Source organism: Bacillus inaquosorum KCTC 13429 (assembly GCF_000332645.1).
In the GTDB taxonomy this organism is placed as follows: Bacteria; Bacillota; Bacilli; order Bacillales; family Bacillaceae; genus Bacillus; species Bacillus inaquosorum.
In genome coordinates, this window is record NZ_AMXN01000002.1 from 647,408 (window position 1) to 670,019 (window position 22,612).

Sequence of the window (22,612 nt, forward strand, 5' to 3'; positions counted from 1 at the left end):
TAATGGTGTTTTGTTAAAACGTTCGTAATTGGAGGATACTATGTTTCATCTAAAAGAGCAGCAAACGTCCATAAAGCAAGAAATCATAGCAGGGCTGACGACCTTTTTCACAATGGTCTATATCGTCGTGGTTAATCCGGTCATTCTGGCTAACGCCGGAGTTCCTTTCGACCAGGTTTTCACCGCAACGATTATTGCCTCCATTGTCGGAACGCTGTGGATGGCCCTGGCAGCAAATTATCCGATTGCTATTGCGCCCGGCATGGGCTTGAACGCTTATTTAGCCTTTCATGTCGTAAGCGCAAGCGATGGCGGCATCACATACGCAACAGCTTTCAGCGCCGTATTTACAGCAGGGGTTCTCTTCATTATTCTATCGTTAACGCCTTTAAGAAAACAACTTATAGAAGCAATTCCAAACAATTTAAAATACGGGATCACAACAGGGATCGGGCTGTTTATTGCTTTTATCGGTTTGCGGCAGGCGGGAATTGTGGCGGCTGATGAGTCAAACCTGGTTACTCTCGGCAATCTTCATTCACCTGGTGTTATTTTAACGCTGATCGGCCTTTTGATCAGTGTGGTTCTGATGGTGCTGAATGTACGCGGCGCTTTATTTATCGGAATGGCAGCTACCGCTTTGATCGCCTTTTTTACCGGCCAGCTGCATTTTTCGAAGGGTTTTATGTCACTTCCTCATTTGCCGGAAGGATTGATCATCTCAAATCCATTTTCCGCTTTTGGCGATGTCGTTCACCACGGCCTGTACGCTGTTGTCTTTTCTTTTCTTTTGGTAACGATATTTGATACGACCGGCACGATGATCGGTGTTGCAGAGCAAGCCGGGCTAATGAAGAACAACAAGCTTCCGAACGTGCGAAAAGCGCTGCTTGCCGATTCAACGGCGACGACAGTAGGAGCTGTTTTCGGCACAAGTCCAACGACTGCATTTATCGAATCTTCCGCTGGTGTCGCAGCTGGGGGAAGAACTGGGCTTACGGCTTTGACTGTTGCGGTGATGTTTGCGGTTTCAATGTTTTTCAGTCCGCTTGTCAGCGCCTTGTCCGGCATAGCCGCCATCACCTCTCCTGCTTTGATTATTGTCGGCAGCCTGATGATGGGCTCGGTTTCCAATATGAACTGGAAAGAGATGGACGAGGCATTTCCAGCGTTTCTCGTCATTCTGGCCATGCCTTTGACATCCAGCATTTCTACAGGAATTGCGCTTGGCTTTATTTCATATCCGATCGTAAAAGCAGCGCGGGGAAAATGGAGAGAGATTCATCCGCTCGTCATTATTTTCGCCATTCTGTTTTTCATCCAGCTGTTTATTTTATAACACATACAGAAAACCCAAACGCCAGCCGTTTGGGTTTTTTATGTAAACCATAAAGAGACAGCGGCCGCTAAAAAACAGCAGGCGACAAACGCATAATGCAGCGTGTGTATACAGCTTTTTCTGGCTCGGTAATACTCATCACTTTCCTTATCGGCTCCAATTAAAATAGGCGCATCCATCACTTTGTCAAAGATAAGCGTAAGGATATAACGGCAAACGATTGTATACACCAGCAGCGCAATCAGCTTCAGCCAAATCGGGGTCATAAAGATTAGAATGATGACTGCTGACAACAGCATGTACATCCGCCTCGTATACTCGCCATTCCTCAGCATGACTTTAAAAAACAATTCCTTATAGCCAGTGCAGATCGTTCGACTTTTAAATATCCTTCTTGAATTCCGGTATAATAACGGTTTTCTTCTCATCCTGTCTTTCACTTTCGGGATTCCCGCCTCCTGGCTCATCATCATCACAAGCCCGGCAAGCGCCAACCTGCTTTTTTTCTCTTCAGTCACCTCTGCTTCAAAAGCCGAGAACGAAGCTGCCTTGGTCAAACCGCGGACGAATGCAACAATCAAAAACAAAATGCCAATGAGCGTAAGCAAACGCCACTCAGTGAAAACGATCAGGACAGCAGAACCAGAGAAAAGAACAGCTCTGAGAAGAATTTCGGCAATCCGTCTCGAAATGGAGCGCAGCTTTCTGATCCTGTCTTGCTTTAAGGATAAAAAGAATGTATGAAGGCCAAACAGGTAACACAATAGAGCAGCACCTTCTGCCAATGTGATATGAACAGAATGACTGATAAAGGGAAGGACAATGAAAAAGAGCAGCAGCCATTTGGCCAGCGTGACCAAAAAAGAATACACCAGCGCATGCCGTTTTAGCTGATAGATCATCTCTTTCTTTTGCAGCAAAAACACTTTGTCCGCTTCCATTAAAAACGTATGGATCGAGCCAGTACACACGATCAGCACGCACACAGCGTACAGCCATCTCCATTCCAACACCTCAGACCACTCATAAATAAGGCCTCTTCCGTTCATCAAATCAATATAATGATAGATGACAAAAGCAAGCGCCGGCAAAACAATGTAGAGAGCGACTGTCCAGTCAATAACCGCATGCAATACCTTAAACTGATACCTGTAATAGTCAAGCAGCCTTCGAAAAAAGAGCGATCGGCCGTTCATAACCGATCACCTTGGACTGCCTGATAAAAACAGTCAAGCAATGACTGCTCCTCTGATCCAGTCTGCTCCTGAATATCTTTTAACGTGCCTTGGAGAAATAAAGATCCTTTCTCAATCATGTAAAACCGATCGCAAATTTTTTCTGCCGTATCGAGTACGTGTGTGCACATAAGGATGCCGGCTCCCCGTTCTTTTTCAGCCTTAAGCATGTCCACAAAGCGTTTCGTCGATATCGGATCAAGTCCGATAAATGGTTCATCGATCACATACATATCCGGCTTAGAGAGAAAAGCCTGTATAAGCATCAGTTTTTGCTGCATGCCTTTTGAAAAAGTGACAGGCAGCTCATGCATAACATGATCAAGCGAAAACGTCTGCAGCAGGCGTTCGGCCCGAGGCGCAAATTCACTCTCCTCAATACCGTGCAGCGTGCTGATCAGGTCCAAATGCTCCCACAGCGTCAGTTCTTCGTAAAAGGACGGATGCTCCGGAATATATGCAAATGAACAGTCATTCCAGGCAATATGCCCTTTAAAGTCTTCTGAGAGGCCGAGTATCGCCTTGATTGCGGTGCTTTTTCCGGCGCCGTTAGCTCCGATTAACCCGACAAGCTCGCCTTTTCCGACTTCCAAAAACACATCGGTGAGCACTTTTTTTCGGCTTGTGTACCCGGCCTGCTCTATCGAAGCTTCAAGTAATACTGTCAAATCTCACTCACCTCCAAAATTTACTACGAAACAGAATAAAAAAAGTTTCTTTAACCATAATAATATTGAGTCGAAATACATAGTAATCCAACAAGGATGGCTGCCCAACTAAAATTGGAAAAAATTAATAGGAGTTATCCCTAGATTCATCACTGCGATATCGTGTATAATGAGGGCGAATTATCTAAAACAATAGATGTCTGCCTTTGTTGCTATTTCGTACGCAGTTGATAGTCGTGAGTTGTGGTTAGTCAAGTCCATCCGATCTTATGATAGGGAGTGGTTTTTTGAAACCTTCAACAAACCGTATGCTAACTCGAATCAAATCAGTTTACATGTTTATCCAAGAAAAAGGTCTTGTGACAACACAGGAACTGGTTGACGAATTCGGCATTACACCTAGAACGATTCAAAGAGACTTAAATGTGTTGGCATACAATGATCTTGTTCATAGTCCAAGCCGTGGCAAGTGGGAGACAACGAGAAAGAAAGTAAAGATTACCTCATAAATTTGAAAAATTACATAGGGCCGCCTGAGAGCGGCCTGATAGATACGGGGCGAAGAAACTTCTGAGCCTTGTTTTTGTGTGCTTATAAATAAAACCCCGCATTCGGTATGCGGGGTTTTTTCATGCTTGCGGCTCGTTCAGCCACTTAAGTTCTTCATCTGTAAGCTCACGGTATTCTCCCGGCGCCAGGGCAGGATCCAAGGAAACACGCCCCATCGAAAGCCGCTTCAGATAAATCACTTCATTGCCGACAGCCTTAGCCATCTGCTTGACCTGATGGTATTTTCCTTCTGTAATCGTCAGGTATATCACGGTATTGCCGTTGTCGTTTGCTTTGATTTCCGCTTTTGCCGGCTTTGTTTTATAGCCGCCTTCTATGTAGACACCTGCTTCCAAATCGGAGATGTCTTCCGGCGAAACATGTGATTTTAAATGGACTTCATACGTTTTTGGAACATGCTTTTTAGGCGATAGAAGCCGATGTGCAAGCTGGCCGTCGTTTGTGAGCAGCAAAAAGCCCTCTGTATCTTTATCAAGCCTGCCGGCCGGAAACGGCTCAAATCTCATCTCTTCCGGCGTCAGCAGATCAACCACTGTTTGCTGCCGGCTGTCCTCAGTAGCCGACAGCACCCCCTGCGGCTTATTCATCATGAGATAAATGAACTCCCGGTAATCAATCGGTTCTCCGTAAACGGTTACCTCCTGAGTATCAGGATCAACGTGCGTCTTTACATCTTTGGCCGGTTTGCCGTCAACCATGACAGCCCCCGACTTCACAACGGTTTTGACTTCTTTTCTGGAACCATATCCGCTGTTGGCAAGCAGCTTATCAAGCCTCATTCCTAATCTCTCCTTTATAAAAGAAAGCCCGCAGCATGCGAGCCCTCTATTTCTTCATATCTTGTTCATCAGCCGGCATGTCTGCCTCTCTTTAAGAAACCGGGCAAACGGCGGCCTAATATTTTCTGCAAAAATCCTAACCGGTAGGCGCAATACAGGTAGACAGCTCCGCCAACAGCGGCCGCAATCACCACAACGATCGCAGCTTGCACCTGACCATCCTGATAGGAAATAAAGAAGCTTAATACCCACTGTACGATTTTCACGGCTATACCCATAATGGCTGACAAGACAAGCATCAAAACAGTCCGTTTGACTAATATCTTATACGAATAGCCTGCATGGCGCTTAATCATGATAAATCCGTATAAAAGCGAAGCGATATATCCAAGCGCCGTTGCTAAAATCGCACCGTCAGCCTGCATCAGCTTGATCAGCGGAACATTCAGCACAAGCTTGATCACAACGCCGATCACAAGGCTGACAACCGCAAATTTTTGTTTATTGATTCCTTGCAGAATGGCTGCGTTGACCGTAAACAAAGAGAACAAAATCGCAACTGGCGAATACCAAAGCAGAATGTCTGCCCCCAGTTCAGGATGCAGGCTTTCTGACCCGTAAAAGAATGTATACGTCGGCCCTGCCAATACAGAGATCCCGACAACAGCCGGAATAATTAAAAACAGGATCGTCTGCATCGTTTGGTTAATCTGCTGATTCAGCAGTTTATAGTTTCCGCTTGTAAACGATTCAGTAATCGTTGGAATTAATGTCAGTCCGAAAGCAGTTGCAAGGGAAACCGGGATCATGACGAGCTTCTGCACATACAGGGTAAGAATCGCCATCATGTCCTGGCTGATGGCTTGATTGCCGGCTTCAATCATTGCTTTGTTAAACGTATTTGTATCAATATAGTTATACAAAGGGATGGCTAGTCCGACAAAAACGTACGGAGCGGCATAGCTGAACAGCTCGAGGAACATTTTCTTGTAGCTTAAGTTTGCTGTCGGCCCCGTATTCGGCATCATCGCCAATAGGTTGCCCTTCCGTTTGTTCCAATAAATATACAGCACGATCAGTCCTCCGAAGGCGCCGATCAGCGCTGCGAAGGTCGCATAACCGACAGCGATTACAAGGCCGCCGTTGAAAACCTTCAAAATTAAGAATGTCGCACTTAATAAAAAGATGATGCGGACAATCTGTTCAACGACTTGGGAAACGGCTGTCGGCCCCATCATTTGGTGCCCTTGAAAGAATCCCCGGACAAGGCTCATAATCGGCACGACCAAAAGCGCTAAGCTGACCATGCGGATGACATAAACGACATGGTCAATTGTCAGGCCGTTATTATCCTTGCCTCCCAGCGATATTTCCGCAAAAATCGGCGCTGATAAATACAGAATGAAGAAGGCAATCATTCCTGTGACAAGCATAATCGACATGCCCGCCTTGAGCATTTTTCTGCTTGTTTCATAATCCCCTTTGGAATTATATTTGGAAACAAATTTAGAAACGGCAGCAGGAAAGCCCATCGTAGCAATATTCAAAAATAAAGTATATTGGTTGTATCCGTATTGAAATAATGCACCGCCTGTCGCTCCGACCATAATGCTGAAAGGAATTAAATAGACCATTCCCAGAATCCGTGATATATATGTACCGAGCGTTAACACAAACGTGCCTCTTAACAGTTTGCTTGACATGTTTCTTCATCACCATTTTCTACGAAGATTCAACTTTTCTATTTTACCACAACTGGGCATTTAGACGGTAATAAATACAAAAGCAATCTTGTGAACGATTCAGGTTCGCGGCAAAAGACGTTTAAGGAGAGGCTTTCTTTCGCTATAATAGTACTGCGGACGGGGTGTTCGCATACGAAATGGAAAAAGAAAGTTGATGATAAAGATGAAACAGTATGACGTAATCGTAATAGGCGGAGGCCCTTCAGGCTTGATGGCTGCAATTGCAGCAGGAGAACAGGGCGCTGATGTTTTGCTGATAGATAAAGGAAATAAATTAGGCCGAAAACTCGCGATTTCCGGGGGCGGCCGCTGCAATGTGACGAACCGCCTTCCTGTGGAAGAAATTATTAAGCACATCCCCGGCAACGGGCGGTTTTTATACAGCGCGTTTTCTGAATTTAATAACGAAGACATTATCAAGTTTTTTGAAAATCTCGGCATTCAATTGAAGGAAGAAGATCACGGCCGGATGTTTCCTGTGACAGACAAAGCCCAAAGTGTCGTTGACGCGCTGTTAAACAGGCTGAAACAGCTCCGCGTAACGATCAGAACGAACGAGAAAATTAAATCTGTCATATATGAAGATGGACAGACAGCAGGGATTGTGACGAATAACGGCGAAATGATCCATAGCCAGGCAGTCATTATCGCTGTCGGCGGTAAAAGTGTGCCTCATACCGGAAGCACGGGAGACGGCTATGAATGGGCAGAAGCCGCAGGCCATACTGTAACAGAGCTGTTTCCGACAGAGGTTCCTGTCACATCTTCCGAACCGTTCATTAAGCAAAAAACACTTCAGGGCTTATCACTAAGAGATGTCGCCGTCAGTGTGTTAAATAAAAAAGGCAAACCGATCATCACACATAAAATGGACATGCTGTTTACCCATTTCGGCCTCTCGGGACCTGCCATTCTCAGATGCAGCCAATTTGTCGTAAAAGAGCTGAAAAAACAGCCTCAAGTGCCGATCAGAATTGACTTGTATCCGGATATCAATGAAGAAACGCTATTCCAAAAGATGTACAAAGAACTGAAGGAAGCACCGAAAAAAGCCATTAAAAACGTACTGAAGCCTTGGATGCAGGAGCGCTATCTCCTATTCTTGCTCGAAAAAAACGGCATCTCTCCGAACGTATCGTATTCTGAGCTGCCGAAGGACCCTTTCAGACAATTTGTAAAGGACTGCAAGCAGTTTACCGTTCTCGCAAACGGCACGCTGTCTCTTGATAAGGCATTTGTTACGGGTGGCGGGGTATCTGTAAAAGAAATTGACCCGAAAAAGATGGCATCTAAAAAAATGGAGGGCCTGTATTTTTGCGGCGAAATCTTGGATATCCACGGCTATACAGGCGGATACAATATTACGTCCGCCCTTGTAACAGGCAGACTCGCGGGGCTCAATGCCGGACAATTCGCCCGTTCTTAACCATTACTTTTTAAACTCTTACCATAAACCGAACATTTGAACATTATCCGCATTCATGTTAGGGTGGGACTTGTTTTGTTTCACCTGATTGCGGGGTAATTTTAAGAGAGGGATGATCTGCCAGCGTACGACCATACTAAGCCTACGAGCAAGATATAGGCGTACACAAAAATTTAGAGGGTGAGAAATTTTGAAACATATATCTAGTGTATTTTGGATTGTGATTGTTATCACAGCTGCAGCTGTATTGTGGGGCGTTATTTCTCCTGACAGCCTGCAAAACGTGTCTCAATCCGCACAAGCATTTATCACCAATTCATTTGGTTGGTATTATCTTTTAGTTGTCTCTTTGTTTGTCGGGTTCTGTCTCTTTTTGATTTTCAGCCCGATCGGAAAAATCAAACTCGGAAAACCCGATGAAAAACCGGAATTCGGGTTATTATCATGGTTTGCCATGCTGTTCAGCGCAGGCATGGGAATCGGCTTAGTATTTTATGGTGCGGCTGAACCGATCAGCCATTACGCAATTAGCTCTCCATCAGGTGAAACAGAAACCGCCCAAGCCTTCAGAGATGCGCTCCGCTATACGTTTTTCCACTGGGGTCTGCATGCTTGGGCCATTTATGCCGTCGTGGCATTATGCATCGCCTATTTCCAATTCCGTAAAGGCGCTCCCGGATTAATCAGCAGCACGCTGTCACCGATTCTCGGCGATAAAGTAAACGGCCCGATCGGCAAATTGATTGACTGTATTGCTGTTTTCGCCACTGTTGTCGGGGTGTCGACGAGTCTTGGTCTCGGTGCAACCCAAATTAACGGCGGTTTGAATTACCTGTTCGGCATTCCGAATAACTTTGGCGTTCAATTTATTTTAATTGCCATTGTGACAGTGCTCTTTTTACTTTCTGCGTGGAGCGGACTCGGAAAAGGCATTAAGTATCTGAGCAACATCAACATGGCATTGGCCGGATTGTTAATGCTGTTTATGCTCGTCGTCGGGCCTACTGTGCTGATTATGAACTCATTTACAGATTCTATCGGGCAATATATTCAAAATATCGTTCAAATGAGCTTCAGACTGGCACCGAACGATCCTGAAAAACGCGAATGGATTAACGGCTGGACAATTTTCTATTGGGCATGGTGGATTTCATGGTCACCATTTGTCGGCATTTTCATCGCCCGTGTGTCCAGAGGCCGGACGATCCGCGAATTTTTAATCGGCGTCTTGGTGACACCTTGTATTTTGGCATTTCTATGGTTCTCTATTTTTGGCGTATCAGCCATGGATCTTCAGCAGAAAGGCACGTTCAATGTGGCAAAGATGTCAACTGAAACGATGCTGTTCGGAACACTTGATCACTATCCGCTGACAATGGTGACATCGATCCTTGCATTGGTTCTGATCGCTGTATTCTTTATCACATCTGCTGATTCAGCGACATTCGTGCTGGGCATGCAGACGTCGTACGGTTCATTAAACCCGGCGAACTCTGTGAAGCTCAGCTGGGGCATCATTCAGTCCGCCATGGCGGCTGTGCTCCTATATTCCGGCGGGCTTGCCGCTTTGCAAAACACAGCGATTCTGGCAGCACTGCCGTTTTCTATCGTCATCCTGCTGATGATTGCCGCTCTTTATAAATCACTCTCAAAAGAACGAAGAGAGATCAGAAAAGCGGAGAAAATCGATAAACCGAGAAGTCCAAGAGTGAAAAAGGCTTATTAACAAAAAAGATCTTTCCGCGCCCGCGGAAAGATCTTTTTATTTGCGATATAAAATAAGGGCGGAAAAACAGTAAAGCTGCTCGCCGTCTGGATCGCACGCCGCCGAAACCGTATATTTGATATCAATCAGCTGCTCCTCCGATATCCCTTTTAAAAATGAATTGATTTCCGTCTGTAGGTCTTTTTCATGCTCTTCATCAAATATTGCTACCTTCAGCATCTTATCCGCTCTCCTTTCTCTATCAATCTATTCCGTTTGGAACAGCGTTATGATAGAGAAATGATGATCACCTCGTCCGCGGATAAAAAGCTTGGTGTTTCTCCTGCGGCTCACCATCTTGCTGCTCCACTTTCAGCAACACGGCATAAACCATTCGCATATGACAGTAGCTGATCAGGCTGACGCTGAAAAAAGGGACAATGCCGGGCAGGTACGCAAGCAGGAAAAAGAGAGCGACAGTCAGCGCAAGCATGACGAGCGTATATTGCAAATACGCCACACTGAGCAAGAGCGAAAACTTCACATACAAACGTTTTTTCCAATCAAAATGGACAAGCAAAGGAAATACATAAAAAAGCATGGATATGAACAAAAATCCAAATATCATAATGGCAAAGCGCAGGGCATGCAGAAGGAAATGGCTCGGATAAATAAAGGCCAAATCGATATAAATGATCAATCCGATAACCGCCAGTACAGCGCCGATCAGATTAGAACGGAGAAACTCAGCCTTGTATTCCCGCCAAAAAGTCTGCAGCACAGGAACGTTGTCCTGCCCCTGGATCCATTTCCGCATGACAGCGAATAAAGCTGCGGTCGCGGGCATGATGCCGAACACCCCGAGACCGATCATCGTAAAAAACAGCCAAAGCAAGTTTGTATACGCAAATCTCATGACCCACTCGCAAAAGCGCAGCACCCGCCCCATTGAACCATCATGCTCCACGGCGGCCCCTCCTTTTCTGCATTATGCATTTTGCATCTGAAAAAGCCTCTTAATGTCGATCGGCTTCTTTTCGGCAACCGAGCGCCACATCCCCTCACCGACCGCGATGGAGTAGGCTCCTGCTTCAGCCCCGGCTAAAATGTCATAGCGGCGCAGCGGATCTTTTCCTAAAAAAAGATCTTCAAGCAAAAGCGGATCGCCTCCGCCGTGTCCGCCCTCGTTTTTGACCACTTGTATGGTCTGCTTTGATTCAAAGAGCGGATAGTATTCAATTGTCTGCTCAGGAAAAGCAAACGGAATTCTGGAAGGCTCGTGAAATTCATTTGATTCGATACGCCCTTTTGTGCCGTTGATCGTCAGCCGGTAGCCTTCATACGGGGCGGAGAATATGATCGAGTAGCTTAAAAGCGCGCCGCCGTCATATTTGACCGCCGCCACGTACGTATCCTCGATGTCAATCTCCTCGTCAAAAATACACGCGTCTGGCCTGTATGCAGTATACAAGCTGGACTGGTCTCCTGCTTGGAGATGATCATCCTTAACAGAAGCTGTGGAGGAGCGGGGATGCCATCTTGAATAGTAATGGCATTTTTCTTTAACCCGGCACGTCCCGCAAAAACGCCCGTCTTCTTCCGGCAGCGGGTTCCACTCACTGTCCGGCCCATAGTAATTCAGTGCGCCATAAGCAAATACCTCCGCCGGATTTTGCCCGAGCCACCAATTGACGAGGTCAAAGTGATGTGTTGATTTATGGACAGAAAGACCGCCTGAAAATGGCCTCGATCGGTTCCAGCGTTTAAAATAGCTGGCGCCGTGATACGTATCAATATACCAATTCAAATCAACAGAGGTTACCCTGCCTATTTTTCCGTCCAGAATCATTTCTTTAATTTTCCGATGAAACGGGCTGTAGCGGTAGTTAAACGCGACGATGACTTTCCCTTTGCTTTTCGCCTCCGCCCCAAGCACCCGATTCGCATCCTGCACCGTCGTCACCATTGGTTTTTCTGTAATCACATCCGTATCCCACTGAAGGCTTCTTAAGATATATGTGACATGTGTGTCATCCCTGCCTGTCACAATGACGATATCAGGCTTTGAAACGCGCATCATTTCATCAAAAGCGTCTTCGTTAAACTCCGGCACGCGGGAAAGCTCGGGAAACTTCTTTTTGCAAACGGCAAAACGTTTTGGATCGGCATCCAGCAACCCCGTAATCTGATAATGTGCTGAAAACCGCTCCATCAGCGGTTTGATAAACATACTGAGAGCTCTGCTGCTCAATCCGCAAATAACGATGTTTTTCAATGGTCCTCACCTCTATCGGACTTCAGTTAGTTGAGAAATCAGCTGCAGCGCTTCCTCTGTTTTTGTAGCGTACACAGGGATAAACGCCGCCATATTGCGATTCAATCGAAAAGAATAGCCGTTCAGCTGTTTTCCCCCTTTTTCAATCTGAACGGCATAGACTGTTTTTTCTCCCGTTTTTTGATCAACAGCTGAATAAGGAGATGTTTTGTCCAATGGCAATTCGTCTAACGGCTGAAAATTTTCCGGATCATCGTAAGCTTGAAACATGTCTTCAGGCACGATGAAGACATCTCCCTCATGAGCGGTGATTTCAGTCAGCAGTTTTTCCGGATAGGCTGGAAAGATATCCACCTTCCCGGCCTTCTGCTCAGCGGCCTCTTTTATTTTTTCCTGTACGCCTGCCCGCATATCAGAAAAGAGGATGACATGCATTCCGTCCGGCCTGCTTGAGCATGATGCCAAAAAGAGGACTGAGACGATCACACACAAAGCCGTACGTATACCTGTCATCATTTCTCTGCTGACCTAAAAAGAGTCTCCAGCTCTGTCATAGCCAAAATAAACGCACCGGCCCCGTGCAGATCGTTTGTGCTTCTTTCGCGGCTGACATAATAGTCATAGAAACCGGCTGACGTTCCGACACATATATCTTTGACGAGAAACGCACCGTCTTCTGCCGTTTCGGTTTTATGCTGAATCAAGCCTTGATACGCTTTTAAAAGTGTTGTTTCGTAAGCTCTGTCTAGATATCCTTTATTGATTCCTTTTGCGATTGCGTACATGTACAGACAGGATCCTGAGCTTTCCAGCCAGTTGTCGGACCTGTCGCCCTTATCAACGATCTGGTACCATAACCCCGTCTCCTTGTCTTGATAGCGGCAGATGCTTTTAATCATGTCCTGCAGCGTTTTTTTCCACACGTGACGGTTTGGATGCTTCTTCGGCAGCTCTTCAATCATGTCAGCAAGAGACATGACGTACCACCCGATGGAACGCGCCCAGAATTCCGGAGAACAGCCTGTCTCTTCATTGGCCCAAGGCATTTTTTTCGCTTCATCCCAGGCGTGATAAAAGAGTCCGGTTTTTGAATCCTTCGTATGCTTTCTCATCAGCGACTCCTGCAGCACGACCTGATCAAACAGCTCCGGCTCCTGCTTCAGATTCGCATATTTCAGTGCGAACGGCCCGCCCATGTATAAGCCGTCAAGCCACATTTGATAAGGATAGCCGTCCTTATGCCAAAACCCCTGTTCAGACGTCCGGTTCAGCGTTCCATATAAACCGCGCAACCTTTTTGCCGCGTTTACATACCGTTCATCCTTCGTATGCTCGTATAATGGAAAAAGAATAAGACCCGCTTGAATGGCGTCCAGCTCATCTCTTCTGAATAATAGATTTCCATAATCATCAATTAAGAGATCTGCATAGGCCTTTGCATACTCGAAATACCGCTTTTGCCCGGTTGCTTCCCACAGCCGCAATACACCGCATAAGAAAACACCCTGATGGTAGTGCCAGCGGTTTGCAGGCGGCAGCTCCTCCACTGTGTACGTGTTCATAATGGTTTTTGCCAATGCCTCCGCGTACGTAAGAGGCGATTTTACAGCGATTGATTGATCCATTGATCCCATCCCTTTCTTAATAGATTCCTTCCTCGCCAAATTTCTTCGCCAAACGATTCGCAAGCATGACCAAAATCAGCCCGACCGCCGCTTTAAATACGCCGACCGCTGTACTGTAGCTGAACTGGCCCTGTTTCAGCCCTGCAGTGTAAACGTACGTATCAAAAATTTCCGCCACTTCCCTGTTTGTCGCGTTTAACAGCAAATACACATGTTCGAAGCCAAGCTCCAGCGTGTCTCCGATTTTTAAAATCAGCAAAACGACAATAACACTTTTAATGGCGGGCAGCGTAATATGCCACATTTGCCGCAGCCGTCCCGCTCCGTCCATTTTCGCCGCTTCATACAGCTGGGGATCAACCGCTGTAATGGCTGCCAGATAAATGATCGTCGACCAGCCCGCTTCCCTCCAGATGACCTGCAGAATATACAGGGGCCGGAACCATTCTTCGTTCAGCAGAAAGTTGATTTTTTCGCCGCCAAAAAACACAATCAGTTCATTAATCAAACCTCCGTCTACTGTTAAAAGCACAAACGAAAGCGATACAACAATAACCCAAGACATAAAATGCGGGATATAAATCAGCGTCTGAACAAATTTTTTAAAGAGAGCGATCCGCACTTCGTTTAATAGAAGCGCCAGCAAAATCGGCACCGGGAAAAATATGACCAGGTTCAAAGCAAATAACACGAGCGTGTTTTTTAACAGGAGAAAAAATGTAGGTTCAGTAAACAATCTTATAAAATGCTTCAGCCCGACCCATTCACTGCCCAAAATGCCGAGAAACGGCTGATAATCCTGAAACGCAATCACAATTCCCCACATCGGGACATATTTAAAAAGCAAAAAATAAATACATCCCGGCAAAATCATCAAGTACAAATATTTCTGCTGGATCAGCTTGTTTAGTAAGCGCTTTCTTTTTTCTTTTTTAAAAATGACTGCATCAACAGCCGGCGCTTGCGCTTCTGCTGTTTTCATCTTTTCCAAGCCTCCTTTCACGGGTTCTTGCATTCACTGTAGCGCAGCAGGCAAAAGTCCGTCTACAATCATATGATCACATCCTGCCTTATCCCTTTATGATCAAGGGTTCAGCCATTCCACCTGAAAAAAAGACACCGATATTAGAAAATGATTATTGACAATATCTATCAATCTTTGGATTAATTGTATTAAGGTGAAGTGGATGTTATGAAATGGGGGGTTTTATGAAAAGAAGCCAATACAAGTTTTATTATAAACTGATCACGTTTTTCTGTCTGCTCAGCACCATTCCGGTCATTCTGGTCGGATTGTTTTCGTACGAGCACTCTCAGAAAACGGCTATCTCCAACGTTTCGGAGGAAAAACTCGACACACTTCAGCAGACCCAGCAAAGCATCGAGCATATCTTGAAAACCGTCGATCACTCTTTAACCCACTATGTGAGTTCGCCGCCTCTCCTTCGCACACTGTCCGAGCCTTTGCACTCTGACCAATTTCAAATCTATAACCAAGTGAACCAAGAGCTCAACTATCTGCAAAGCTTTGATACCGACCTGTCTAACATGACGCTAGTCAGTTATATGAAAAAATGGTACATGAACAATTCCGGCTTGTACCGCTTGAATACAGACTCTCTTCATGAAGCAGCCGCAGCGTACACGCAACACAAAGCGAGCCGCTCGTATTGGATGCTTGAGGAAAACAATCATTTGATTTCGACAAAAGAAGGCACATCAGACAACTGCCGCTACAATATCAATTTGATTAAACAGCTTCCTTTAAACAGCACAAATACAAAGGGATTGGCCGCCGCAAGCATCCCGAGCTGTTCGCTAGTCAAAAATATGCCTGACTATTCAAATGCCAACAACCTGTTTATCATTGATGAAAAAGGCCGCATCATCCTGCATAACAACATGTCTGATATCGGTGAATCTCTTCCAAACGACGACTTTGTCCAAAAAATGCTGACGCAGACCGCCAAAAGCGGACAGTTTGAAACAGTCATAGACCGGATTCAATATAAAGTCACCTATCAAAAATCAGACTATAACACATGGACTTATTTTTCTCTCGTTTCCTTGCCTGAATTAAAAAAAGAAGCAAAATCAATCGGCTGGATCACCTTTACAGTATGCTTTATTTTGTTAACGCTTTCATTATTGTTCTCTTGGCTTGGCTCCCGCCATTTTTACAAGCCGATCAAAGTGCTTTACGAATCATTCGCAAGACACGGTGCCATACAAGAGAAACAGCCGCCTCAAAATGAGTTTGAGTTAATTGAACAGAGCTTTAAGCAGCTGAAAGACAGAAATGACGACCTTGAAGAAACAATGAAACAGCAGGCGACTCATTTACAGCAATATTTTATGGTCAGGCTCATGCTTGGAAAACTGACGGATGAGGAGGTCAATAACCGCTTTGAAAGCCTCGGTTTAGAGCAAAATTGGCGGCATCTCGCCCTGCTTGTGCTTCAAATTGATACGCTGAATCATACGCCTTATGAGAAAAAAGATATGGATCTGCTTTTGTTTGCCGTCAACAGCCTGATTGAGCGCAACATCCCGGCTGACAAGCATCTTGCCCCCGCCGTTGTGGATAAACAGCAGGCAACCATTTTGATCAACCAGAACGGGACGAAGGAAGCATTCATGGCTGAGCTGAATGAGACTGCGCGGATGATTCAGGAAAAAGCGGAAGCTGAGCTGCAGCTGTCTGTCAGCATCGGCATCAGCCAGCCGTTTGATGCGCTGGCAAAGGCAAAAACAGCCTATGCAGAAGGCTCAGAAGCGTTGAAATACCGGCTCAAAGCGGAAAACAAATCGATTATCTTTTACGAAGACCTTGATCAGAAGAAAACCTTCAAAACCCATTTTCCAAAGCAGCTTCAGCATGAGCTGTTCGATGCCGTCAAAGCGGGGGACAAGGAGAAAGCGGACAAATGCCTGCACGCGATTTTACAATCCATCTTCACCCAAAATACCAACCCGTACCAATTTCAAATTGCAATCGCCCGCTTTTTGAACCATGTGATTGAACTGATGCATGTGCTCGGGATCGAATTGTTTGAGCTTGAAGAAAACAAAATGCTGTATGACCAAATTTTCGAGCTGAAAACGTTCGAGGATACCGAAAACTGGCTCAAAAATGAGTTCATTGATCCGATGACAGACAAAGTGAACGCCCGCGCGGATGCACAGTACAAAAATATTTCCGATAACATCATTCATATCATCCACCACGAGTTTGAATCCGATTTGACACTGGATGAAATCGCCCGCAGGCTGCATTACAATCCAAACTATTTAAGCAGCATTTTCAAAAAAGAAATGGGCATTTCATTCAGCGAATATGTCTCCGGCTACCGCCACCATATGGCGAAAAGCTGGCTTGCCGAAACTGACATGGCGGTAAAAGACATTGCCGAAAAGCTGAAATACAAAAACTCGCAAAACTTTATCAGATCATTTAAAAAGCTGGAGGGGATTACACCGGGAAACTACCGCCAGCAAAAAAGAAGCATGTAAAAAAACCCAAAACTGCTTGCGCGTTTTGGGTTTTTCCAATGTTATTTTGTTTGTTTAAACGCTTCTTCGTATTCCTGAATAATCTGCTTTCCGCCGCTTGACTCCCATTTTTTCACTTCTTTATCAAACTGGCTTTCTGTGATGTCTCCTATCATATATTTATAGGTCGCGTCATCAATGATTTTCTTCAGTTCATCTCCCCGCTCCGACTCCGCGGCGGAGTACAGGCTTTCAGCAGGGTTTGAGACGATGATCTTTTCATTGTCTTCCGTCAGCTCCTCGTACGCCGTCCGAAGCGGATCCCCAGTATTTTTTAAGTAGGCTTTATCAATGGCGATTAAGGCGGACAGCGGCTGAATATCAGTCTGCCAGTCTTTCACCTGGCTTTCCTTGCGTGTGAACGTTTTGCCCTCTCCTTTGTTGTAATGAACGCCGTCAATGCCGTAAGTCATCAGGCTATAGACGTCTTCTTCGGCAATTCGGTCAAAAAACGCCAAGATCCTTTTAAGCTCAGCTTCCGTTTTCACACTCGTTTTCGGGAAAGCAAACAAGCCGTTATGGCCTCCTGATGCCCACACCCGCTCTTTCCCATCTGGTCCTTTTATGCGGTTGATGATTTCAAGCTTCACCGATTTATCGGAGGCATGGTCGCGCAGATTAACCGCGTCTACCATATTCCCAATATAGATGCCGGCTTTTCCTTGAGAAAACAGCTCCTGCTGCTGGGTTTTGCTTGTGACGGGAAAATCCTTATTCATATAGCCGTTGTCACGCAGTTTTTTCATATAATTCATTGTGTCTTTGTATTCTTTCGTCATGAAATCAGGCGTGAATTTGCCGTTGGATTCCTTCCAATCTGTCGGCATGCCTTCATACGAGCCGAGCGTTTTAAACGCGCCGTAAATTAAGTCATTGCGGTCTGTCAGCCCGAATGTATCGTCTTTCCCATCCTTATCCGGGTCGTCCTCCGTAAACGCTTTGGCCACTTTATAAAGTTCATCAAGCGTTTCCGGCGTTTTCAAATTCAAATTGTCCAGCCAGTCCTTCCGAATGACAATCCCCTGTCTGGAAAGCGGACGCTCTCTGTATATCCCGTAGAGCTTGCCGTCGATTGTTACGTTTTTATTAATGAGTTTGTTCATTTTGCCTAAGTTCGGATAATCTTTGATATAATCACCAATCTCCCAGAACATTCCTGATCTGAAGGCATTCATGACTGACGAATTTTTAATATCCTGGATGGTCACGATTTGCGGAAGATTGCCGGCTGCAAGCGCCGCATTCAGCCTGTCTTCTTTCACCGCATCCGGAACCCAGGTGATGTCCAGTTCTGTATTTGTCAGCTTTTCAATTTCTTTAATCGCCCTGTCTTTCGGCGGCTGCTGGTGATACAAAATCGCCATCCAAGACAGCTTCACCTTTGAACCCGAGTCAGCTTTGCCTTCAGCCGAAGACTGATCAGCCCCTTTACAGCCAGCCAGCACTCCGCCAAATGCAAGTACAAGCACAATCAAAAACACCCTCCATTTGTTTCCCATCGTACCCCTCCGTTTCATTTTCTTTATCCTTTGACAGATCCCAGCAAAGCTCCTTTTGCAAAATGCTTTTGTATAAATGGATAGACGAGCAGAACCGGGATGGTCGCCACCACAATCACGGCCATTTTAATGGTTTGCTCAGGCGGCGGGCTGCCCGACCCCATTTCTGACATATCCCCCTGCATCCCGCTTGATACAATTACGATTTGGCGCAGAAGCACCTGAATCGGCCATTTTGCTGAATCATTTAAGTACAAAATCGCCGTCATATACGTGTTCCAATATGTTACCGCATAAAATAGTGAAATCGTTGCGATCGCAGGAAGTGACAGAGGCAGCACAATTTTAAAGAAAATGCCCAGGTCATTGCACCCGTCGATTTTCGCGGACTCCTCCAGGCTCATCGGGATATTTTGAAAAAAGTTTTTCAGAATGATCAGGTTAAAGGCATTAATGGCTGTCGGCAAAATGAGGGCCCAGTAAGAATCAAGCAATCCGAGTGATTTGACCACAAGGAAAGTAGGAATCATGCCGCCGCTGAAAAGCATCGTAAATACGACGAGAAACATGAGCGGCTGCCGGCCGATTAAATCACGCCGGGATAATCCGTAAGCCATCAGTGAAGAAAGAAACATGCTGACCGCAGTGCCTATCACTGTCACAAACACAGAAACAAGCAAACTCTTATAAATAATATCTGTTGAAAAAATGTAACGATAAGCATCAAGCGAAAAAGTGGTCGGTATTAAAATGAATTTTTTCGACACGACTTCTTCTACTGTGGCGAAGGATGCTGCGATGACATGAATAAACGGAAGTACGCATATTAAAGCGAACATCAGCAAAAACCCGTAAATCAAAATATCAAACAGGCGACTTTTCAATGAATGTGCGATAGCTCCCACCTCTCTTTTGTAAGCGTTATCATTCTTTTCTGAACGAGCTGCAGCATGTGACGATATCGTGTCTAAAATGTAGCAAATCTGTGATTGCCATGTCTATAATCATTTGAACAGAGTCCCCGGCCCGGCGGGGACTGCCGTGGATTAAAACCGATGACAAAAGAAAAAGAGCATAATCTTAGAAAATGATTATGCTCCGTTCTCTTCCTCATTCAGAAGCTCGGCTGTATTGATTTGTGGTGAAAACCCAAGTTCATTGACAGCGGATTCAATGGACCATGGCCGGCCCGGATTGTCAGAGACAGCGTAATAAGTGCCGTACCGGATATTGGTTTCAATAGCGGCTTTGAAAATCGACAGCAGATCAGGATGAGAAAGCAGTGTCTTTTTCGTCCGTTCTTTTTCATGCAGCGTATCCATTTCATCAGTGACAACTGTTCCAATGCGAAGATTGATCACTGAAAGCTTATTTTCCAAATAAAACAAATGGCCGATCTGTTCCGAGGTCAGCTTTAATACACCGTACAAGTTTTTTGACAGCGGATAATCGCTTGTTGTGATCTCCCGTCCTAAGAGCGAACGCCCGTCTTTTTCGTATACATCTGTGACATGATTGCTGCTGGCGAACACGAGCTTTTCAATGCCCAGCTCCGCTGCGGCGCGGTACAGATAATAGCTTGCCTTATAGAAAACATCCGTCATTTTCTCAAATTCAGCGATGTCCATGACATCGTATTTGATTTTGACAGCCAGCAAATTCAAGATTACATCAGTGTCTCTCGGAATCTTCTTTAACAGCTCATCATAATTTGCCGCGTCAGCCTGAATGGAAGAGGCTGTGCCATTGAAATGATCTTTATCAAGCACTGTCACTTCATAATCTGATCTAAGCCCTTCAGCCAGCAGTCTTCCAATTACACCATTTCCGCCGGCGATCAGCACTTTTTTCACTGTGTTCACTCCCCTTTTTTATAGATTGCCCATTTTCGGCGGGGCTGACACTTTTTTTGGCACTCACATGCTAGGTTTATTCAAAAGTCACCGGCAGCTCTTCAAGCGCCCGAAAGCCAAAAAGCGGCCGGTATCGCCATTCAGAATCAGCGTGTTTGAGGCCGGTCATTCGCTGCAGAATGGCATTGACCGCAATTTGCGCTTCTAATCGTGCCAGCGAGGATCCTAGGCAAACATGATGGCCCTGCCCGAATGATAGATGCGAATTAGGGTTTCTGGTCAAATCGAAGACATCGGGGTTCGTGAATCTGTTTGGATCTCGATTGGCAGCCCCTAACAGAAGATAGACTTGTTCCCCTTGACGGATCGTCACCCCGCTGATGTCAATATCTTCTGACGCAACTCTGGCTGTCATTTGCGTGGGGCTTTCATAGCGTAAACATTCCTCAATGGCGGAGCCAATAAGATCCGGGTTTTCTTTCAGCTTCAAAAGCTGTTCTGGATGCTGCAGCAGGCAAAGAATTGAATTGCTGATGAGATTGACGGTTGTCTCATGTCCGGCGATCGCCAGTAATATGCACGTAGATGCCGCTTCCTCTTCCGTCAGCTTATCCCTTTCTTTCCCCTTCAAGAGCATGCTGATCATATCCTGCTGCGGATGCCGTTTTCGCTTTTGAATCAGCTCTCTAAAATATGCCATAGCCTGTACAGCGATATGATTACCCTCTGTTAATGCCTTTCTTGACCGGGTAAAATCAATCGTTTGAATGAGACTCGCAGCCCATTCTTTTAATTGCTCTCTATCTTCCTTCGGTACACCTATAATGTTAGCTATGACGAAGCTTGCTAAAGGAAAAGCAAAGTCCGAAATCACCTCCATCTTTTTTTCACCTTGCACTCGATCGAGCAAATGATGGACAGTTTCATCGATATACGGACGATAACTCTCTGCCATTCTCGGAGTAAACGCTCCGCTGGCCAGCGTCCGCAATCGTCTATGATCAGGCTGATTCTGAAACAGCATCATCTGACTTTGCACATGTTGAAGGTCCTGATATTTGGTTGACGCCTCAGGGAGCGGGGTCCGGACTTTGAATCTGGCATCTTTCAAAATAGCTGCCGTTTCTTCATATCCTGTGACATACCAGCCCGGGCATTTCAAGAAACTCCCTTTATATATAGGATGAATAGCGCGCAATGTTTCGTAAAAAGGATATGGGTTTTTCAAAAACTCAGAAGATGCAGTTGGAAATGCAATTGTCATGTGATCTTCTCCTTTCTGTTCAAAAATAAAAGCAATCGACATCACACCGATTGCTTTTAGTGATTCTCTCAGCTTTTCGCACTTAAACTGGCCTTCATTTCTTCGACTGATTCGACTTCAAAGCCTAAATCATTCAGCATTTTATGGTCCTCCGTCTCCTCCTGCCCGGCAGTTGTTAAGTAATCTCCGACAAAAATGGAGTTAGCGGCGTAAAGCCCTAATGGCTGCAATGAGCGGAGATTGACCTCTCTTCCTCCAGAAATGCGGATTTCTTTTGACGGATTGATAAAACGGAACAGCGCCAGCACTTTTAAACAATAGAGCGGGTTTAATTCGTTGACGCCTTCTAATGGCGTGCCGTCAATCGCATGCAAAAAATTCACCGGAATGGAATCCGCGTCAAGGGCCCTTAAGCTTTTTGCAATATCGATGACGTCCTGTTTCGTCTCCTTCATCCCGATAATGGCGCCTGAACACGGAGACAGCCCCGATTCTTTTGCGATTTCGACTGTATTGACCCTGTCATCGTATGTATGTGAAGTCGTGATGTTTGAATGGTTTCTCTGTGACGTATTTAAATTATGATTATAGCGGTCTACCCCGGCTTCTTTCAGCCGCTTCGCCTGCTCCGGCTTTAACAGTCCGAGACACGCGCAAACCTTCAGTCCATACGTTTCTTTAATTTCCTGCACCGCGTCTACGACCTGATCCACTTCTCTGTTTGAAGGTCCCCTGCCGCTTGCCACGATACAATATGTGCCGATATTCAGATCGTGCGCCCGCTTTGCGCCTTCCAGAAGCGTTTCCTTATTCACCATCCGATAAGCCTGTATCGGCGCTTTTGAAATTGAAGACTGTGAACAATAGCCGCAATTTTCCGGACAGAGTCCTGATTTCGCATTCATAATCATATTGAGCTTCACTTTTTTTCCATAAAATTGTTTTCTGATTTGAAAAGCCCCGTGCATCAAAAGCAAAATATCTTCATCTGGACAGTTTAATATCGAAAGCGCCTCTTCGTCGGTCACTTCTGCTCCAGCCAGCACCCGGTCTGCGAGTTCCATCCATTGATTCATT

20 protein-coding genes are annotated in these 22,612 nt (G+C 45.5%); 5 read left to right on the forward strand and 15 right to left on the reverse strand.

The features are described from left to right. Positions 1 to 40: 40 nt before the first annotated feature. Positions 41 to 1,339, forward strand: coding sequence for a hypoxanthine/guanine permease PbuO (gene pbuO, locus BSI_RS13290; protein ID WP_003237938.1), 1,299 nt, complete (start codon positions 41 to 43; stop codon positions 1,337 to 1,339). 38 nt (positions 1,340 to 1,377) lie between these two features. Here the strand turns inward: pbuO and BSI_RS13285 are convergent, their stop codons facing one another. Both BSI_RS13285 and BSI_RS13280 read right to left on the reverse strand, forming a co-directional pair. Further along, positions 1,378 to 2,535, reverse strand: coding sequence for an ABC transporter permease (locus tag BSI_RS13285; protein WP_003237941.1), 1,158 nt, complete (start codon positions 2,533 to 2,535; stop codon positions 1,378 to 1,380). Further along, positions 2,532 to 3,242: an ABC transporter ATP-binding protein gene (locus BSI_RS13280; protein WP_003237942.1), complete on the reverse strand. Its 711-nt coding sequence runs from the start codon at positions 3,240 to 3,242 to the stop codon at positions 2,532 to 2,534. Before BSI_RS13280 ends, BSI_RS13285 begins: the two co-directional genes overlap by 4 nt. 287 nt (positions 3,243 to 3,529) lie before the next feature. Here BSI_RS13280 and BSI_RS13275 point away from each other — a divergent pair, with 287 nt between their 5' ends. Then, positions 3,530 to 3,751, forward strand: a complete 222-nt coding sequence (locus BSI_RS13275) for a DeoR family transcriptional regulator (protein WP_003152337.1) — start codon at positions 3,530 to 3,532, stop codon at positions 3,749 to 3,751. 120 nt (positions 3,752 to 3,871) lie between these two features. Here the strand turns inward: BSI_RS13275 and BSI_RS13270 are convergent, their stop codons facing one another. Further along, positions 3,872 to 4,591 (reverse strand): pseudouridine synthase, encoded by a 720-nt coding sequence (locus tag BSI_RS13270; RefSeq protein ID WP_003237945.1) that lies wholly within the window; start codon positions 4,589 to 4,591, stop codon positions 3,872 to 3,874. Between the two features lie 68 nt (positions 4,592 to 4,659). Beyond that, on the reverse strand, positions 4,660 to 6,294 hold the full coding sequence (gene murJ / locus BSI_RS13265; RefSeq protein WP_003237946.1) for a lipid II flippase MurJ: 1,635 nt from the start codon (positions 6,292 to 6,294) through the stop codon (positions 4,660 to 4,662). A 205-nt stretch (positions 6,295 to 6,499) separates the two neighbouring features. Here murJ and BSI_RS13260 point away from each other — a divergent pair, with 205 nt between their 5' ends. Continuing rightward, positions 6,500 to 7,762, forward strand: coding sequence for a BaiN/RdsA family NAD(P)/FAD-dependent oxidoreductase (locus tag BSI_RS13260; protein ID WP_032731979.1), 1,263 nt, complete (start codon positions 6,500 to 6,502; stop codon positions 7,760 to 7,762). Between the two features lie 187 nt (positions 7,763 to 7,949). Next, positions 7,950 to 9,488 (forward strand): glycine betaine transporter OpuD, encoded by a 1,539-nt coding sequence (gene opuD, locus BSI_RS13255; RefSeq protein ID WP_080030804.1) that lies wholly within the window; start codon positions 7,950 to 7,952, stop codon positions 9,486 to 9,488. Between the two features lie 36 nt (positions 9,489 to 9,524). On the opposite strand, the gene BSI_RS13250 is transcribed toward opuD, so the two are convergent. The 6 genes from BSI_RS13250 to rmgP all read right to left on the reverse strand — a co-directional run bounded on the left by BSI_RS13250 (position 9,525) and on the right by rmgP (position 14,349). Continuing rightward, positions 9,525 to 9,707 (reverse strand): sporulation protein Cse60, encoded by a 183-nt coding sequence (locus BSI_RS13250; protein WP_003237955.1) that lies wholly within the window; start codon positions 9,705 to 9,707, stop codon positions 9,525 to 9,527. A 67-nt stretch (positions 9,708 to 9,774) separates the two neighbouring features. Next, complete coding sequence (locus BSI_RS13245; RefSeq protein WP_003237957.1) at positions 9,775 to 10,434, reverse strand: YesL family protein; 660 nt, start codon at positions 10,432 to 10,434, stop codon at positions 9,775 to 9,777. Positions 10,435 to 10,455: 21 nt separating this feature from the next. After that, entirely contained in the window at positions 10,456 to 11,742 is a 1,287-nt protein-coding gene (locus BSI_RS13240; protein ID WP_003237958.1) for a Gfo/Idh/MocA family oxidoreductase, read from the reverse strand. A gap of 12 nt (positions 11,743 to 11,754) precedes the next feature. After that, positions 11,755 to 12,258 carry a lipoprotein YteS gene (locus BSI_RS13235; protein ID WP_080030805.1) on the reverse strand — a complete coding sequence of 168 codons (504 nt, stop codon included), beginning with the start codon at positions 12,256 to 12,258 and terminating at the stop codon, positions 11,755 to 11,757. Beyond that, positions 12,255 to 13,376, reverse strand: coding sequence for an unsaturated rhamnogalacturonyl hydrolase (rmgQ, locus tag BSI_RS13230; protein ID WP_119914166.1), 1,122 nt, complete (start codon positions 13,374 to 13,376; stop codon positions 12,255 to 12,257). Before rmgQ ends, BSI_RS13235 begins: the two co-directional genes overlap by 4 nt. Positions 13,377 to 13,383: 7 nt before the next feature. Then, positions 13,384 to 14,349, reverse strand: coding sequence for a polygalacturonan/rhamnogalacturonan ABC transporter permease (rmgP, locus tag BSI_RS13225; RefSeq protein ID WP_003237964.1), 966 nt, complete (start codon positions 14,347 to 14,349; stop codon positions 13,384 to 13,386). 215 nt (positions 14,350 to 14,564) lie between these two features. On the opposite strand from rmgP, the gene BSI_RS13220 reads away from it, so the two are divergent. Then, positions 14,565 to 16,880 (forward strand): helix-turn-helix domain-containing protein, encoded by a 2,316-nt coding sequence (locus tag BSI_RS13220; RefSeq protein WP_080030806.1) that lies wholly within the window; start codon positions 14,565 to 14,567, stop codon positions 16,878 to 16,880. A 41-nt stretch (positions 16,881 to 16,921) separates the two neighbouring features. Here the strand turns inward: BSI_RS13220 and BSI_RS13215 are convergent, their stop codons facing one another. From BSI_RS13215 to bioB, 5 genes are all read right to left on the reverse strand, one after another. Continuing rightward, positions 16,922 to 18,418: an extracellular solute-binding protein gene (locus BSI_RS13215; protein WP_003237968.1), complete on the reverse strand. Its 1,497-nt coding sequence runs from the start codon at positions 18,416 to 18,418 to the stop codon at positions 16,922 to 16,924. A 23-nt stretch (positions 18,419 to 18,441) separates the two neighbouring features. Beyond that, entirely contained in the window at positions 18,442 to 19,302 is an 861-nt protein-coding gene (locus BSI_RS13210; protein WP_080030807.1) for a carbohydrate ABC transporter permease, read from the reverse strand. Between the two features lie 207 nt (positions 19,303 to 19,509). Then, a complete protein-coding gene (locus BSI_RS13205) occupies positions 19,510 to 20,271 on the reverse strand; it encodes an NAD-dependent epimerase/dehydratase family protein (protein ID WP_003237971.1) in 762 nt (253 codons plus the stop codon). A gap of 76 nt (positions 20,272 to 20,347) precedes the next feature. After that, positions 20,348 to 21,535, reverse strand: coding sequence for a biotin biosynthesis cytochrome P450 (bioI, locus tag BSI_RS13200; protein ID WP_003237973.1), 1,188 nt, complete (start codon positions 21,533 to 21,535; stop codon positions 20,348 to 20,350). Between the two features lie 68 nt (positions 21,536 to 21,603). Then, positions 21,604 to 22,611, reverse strand: coding sequence for a biotin synthase BioB (bioB, locus tag BSI_RS13195; RefSeq protein WP_003237975.1), 1,008 nt, complete (start codon positions 22,609 to 22,611; stop codon positions 21,604 to 21,606). Position 22,612 lies beyond the last annotated feature (1 nt).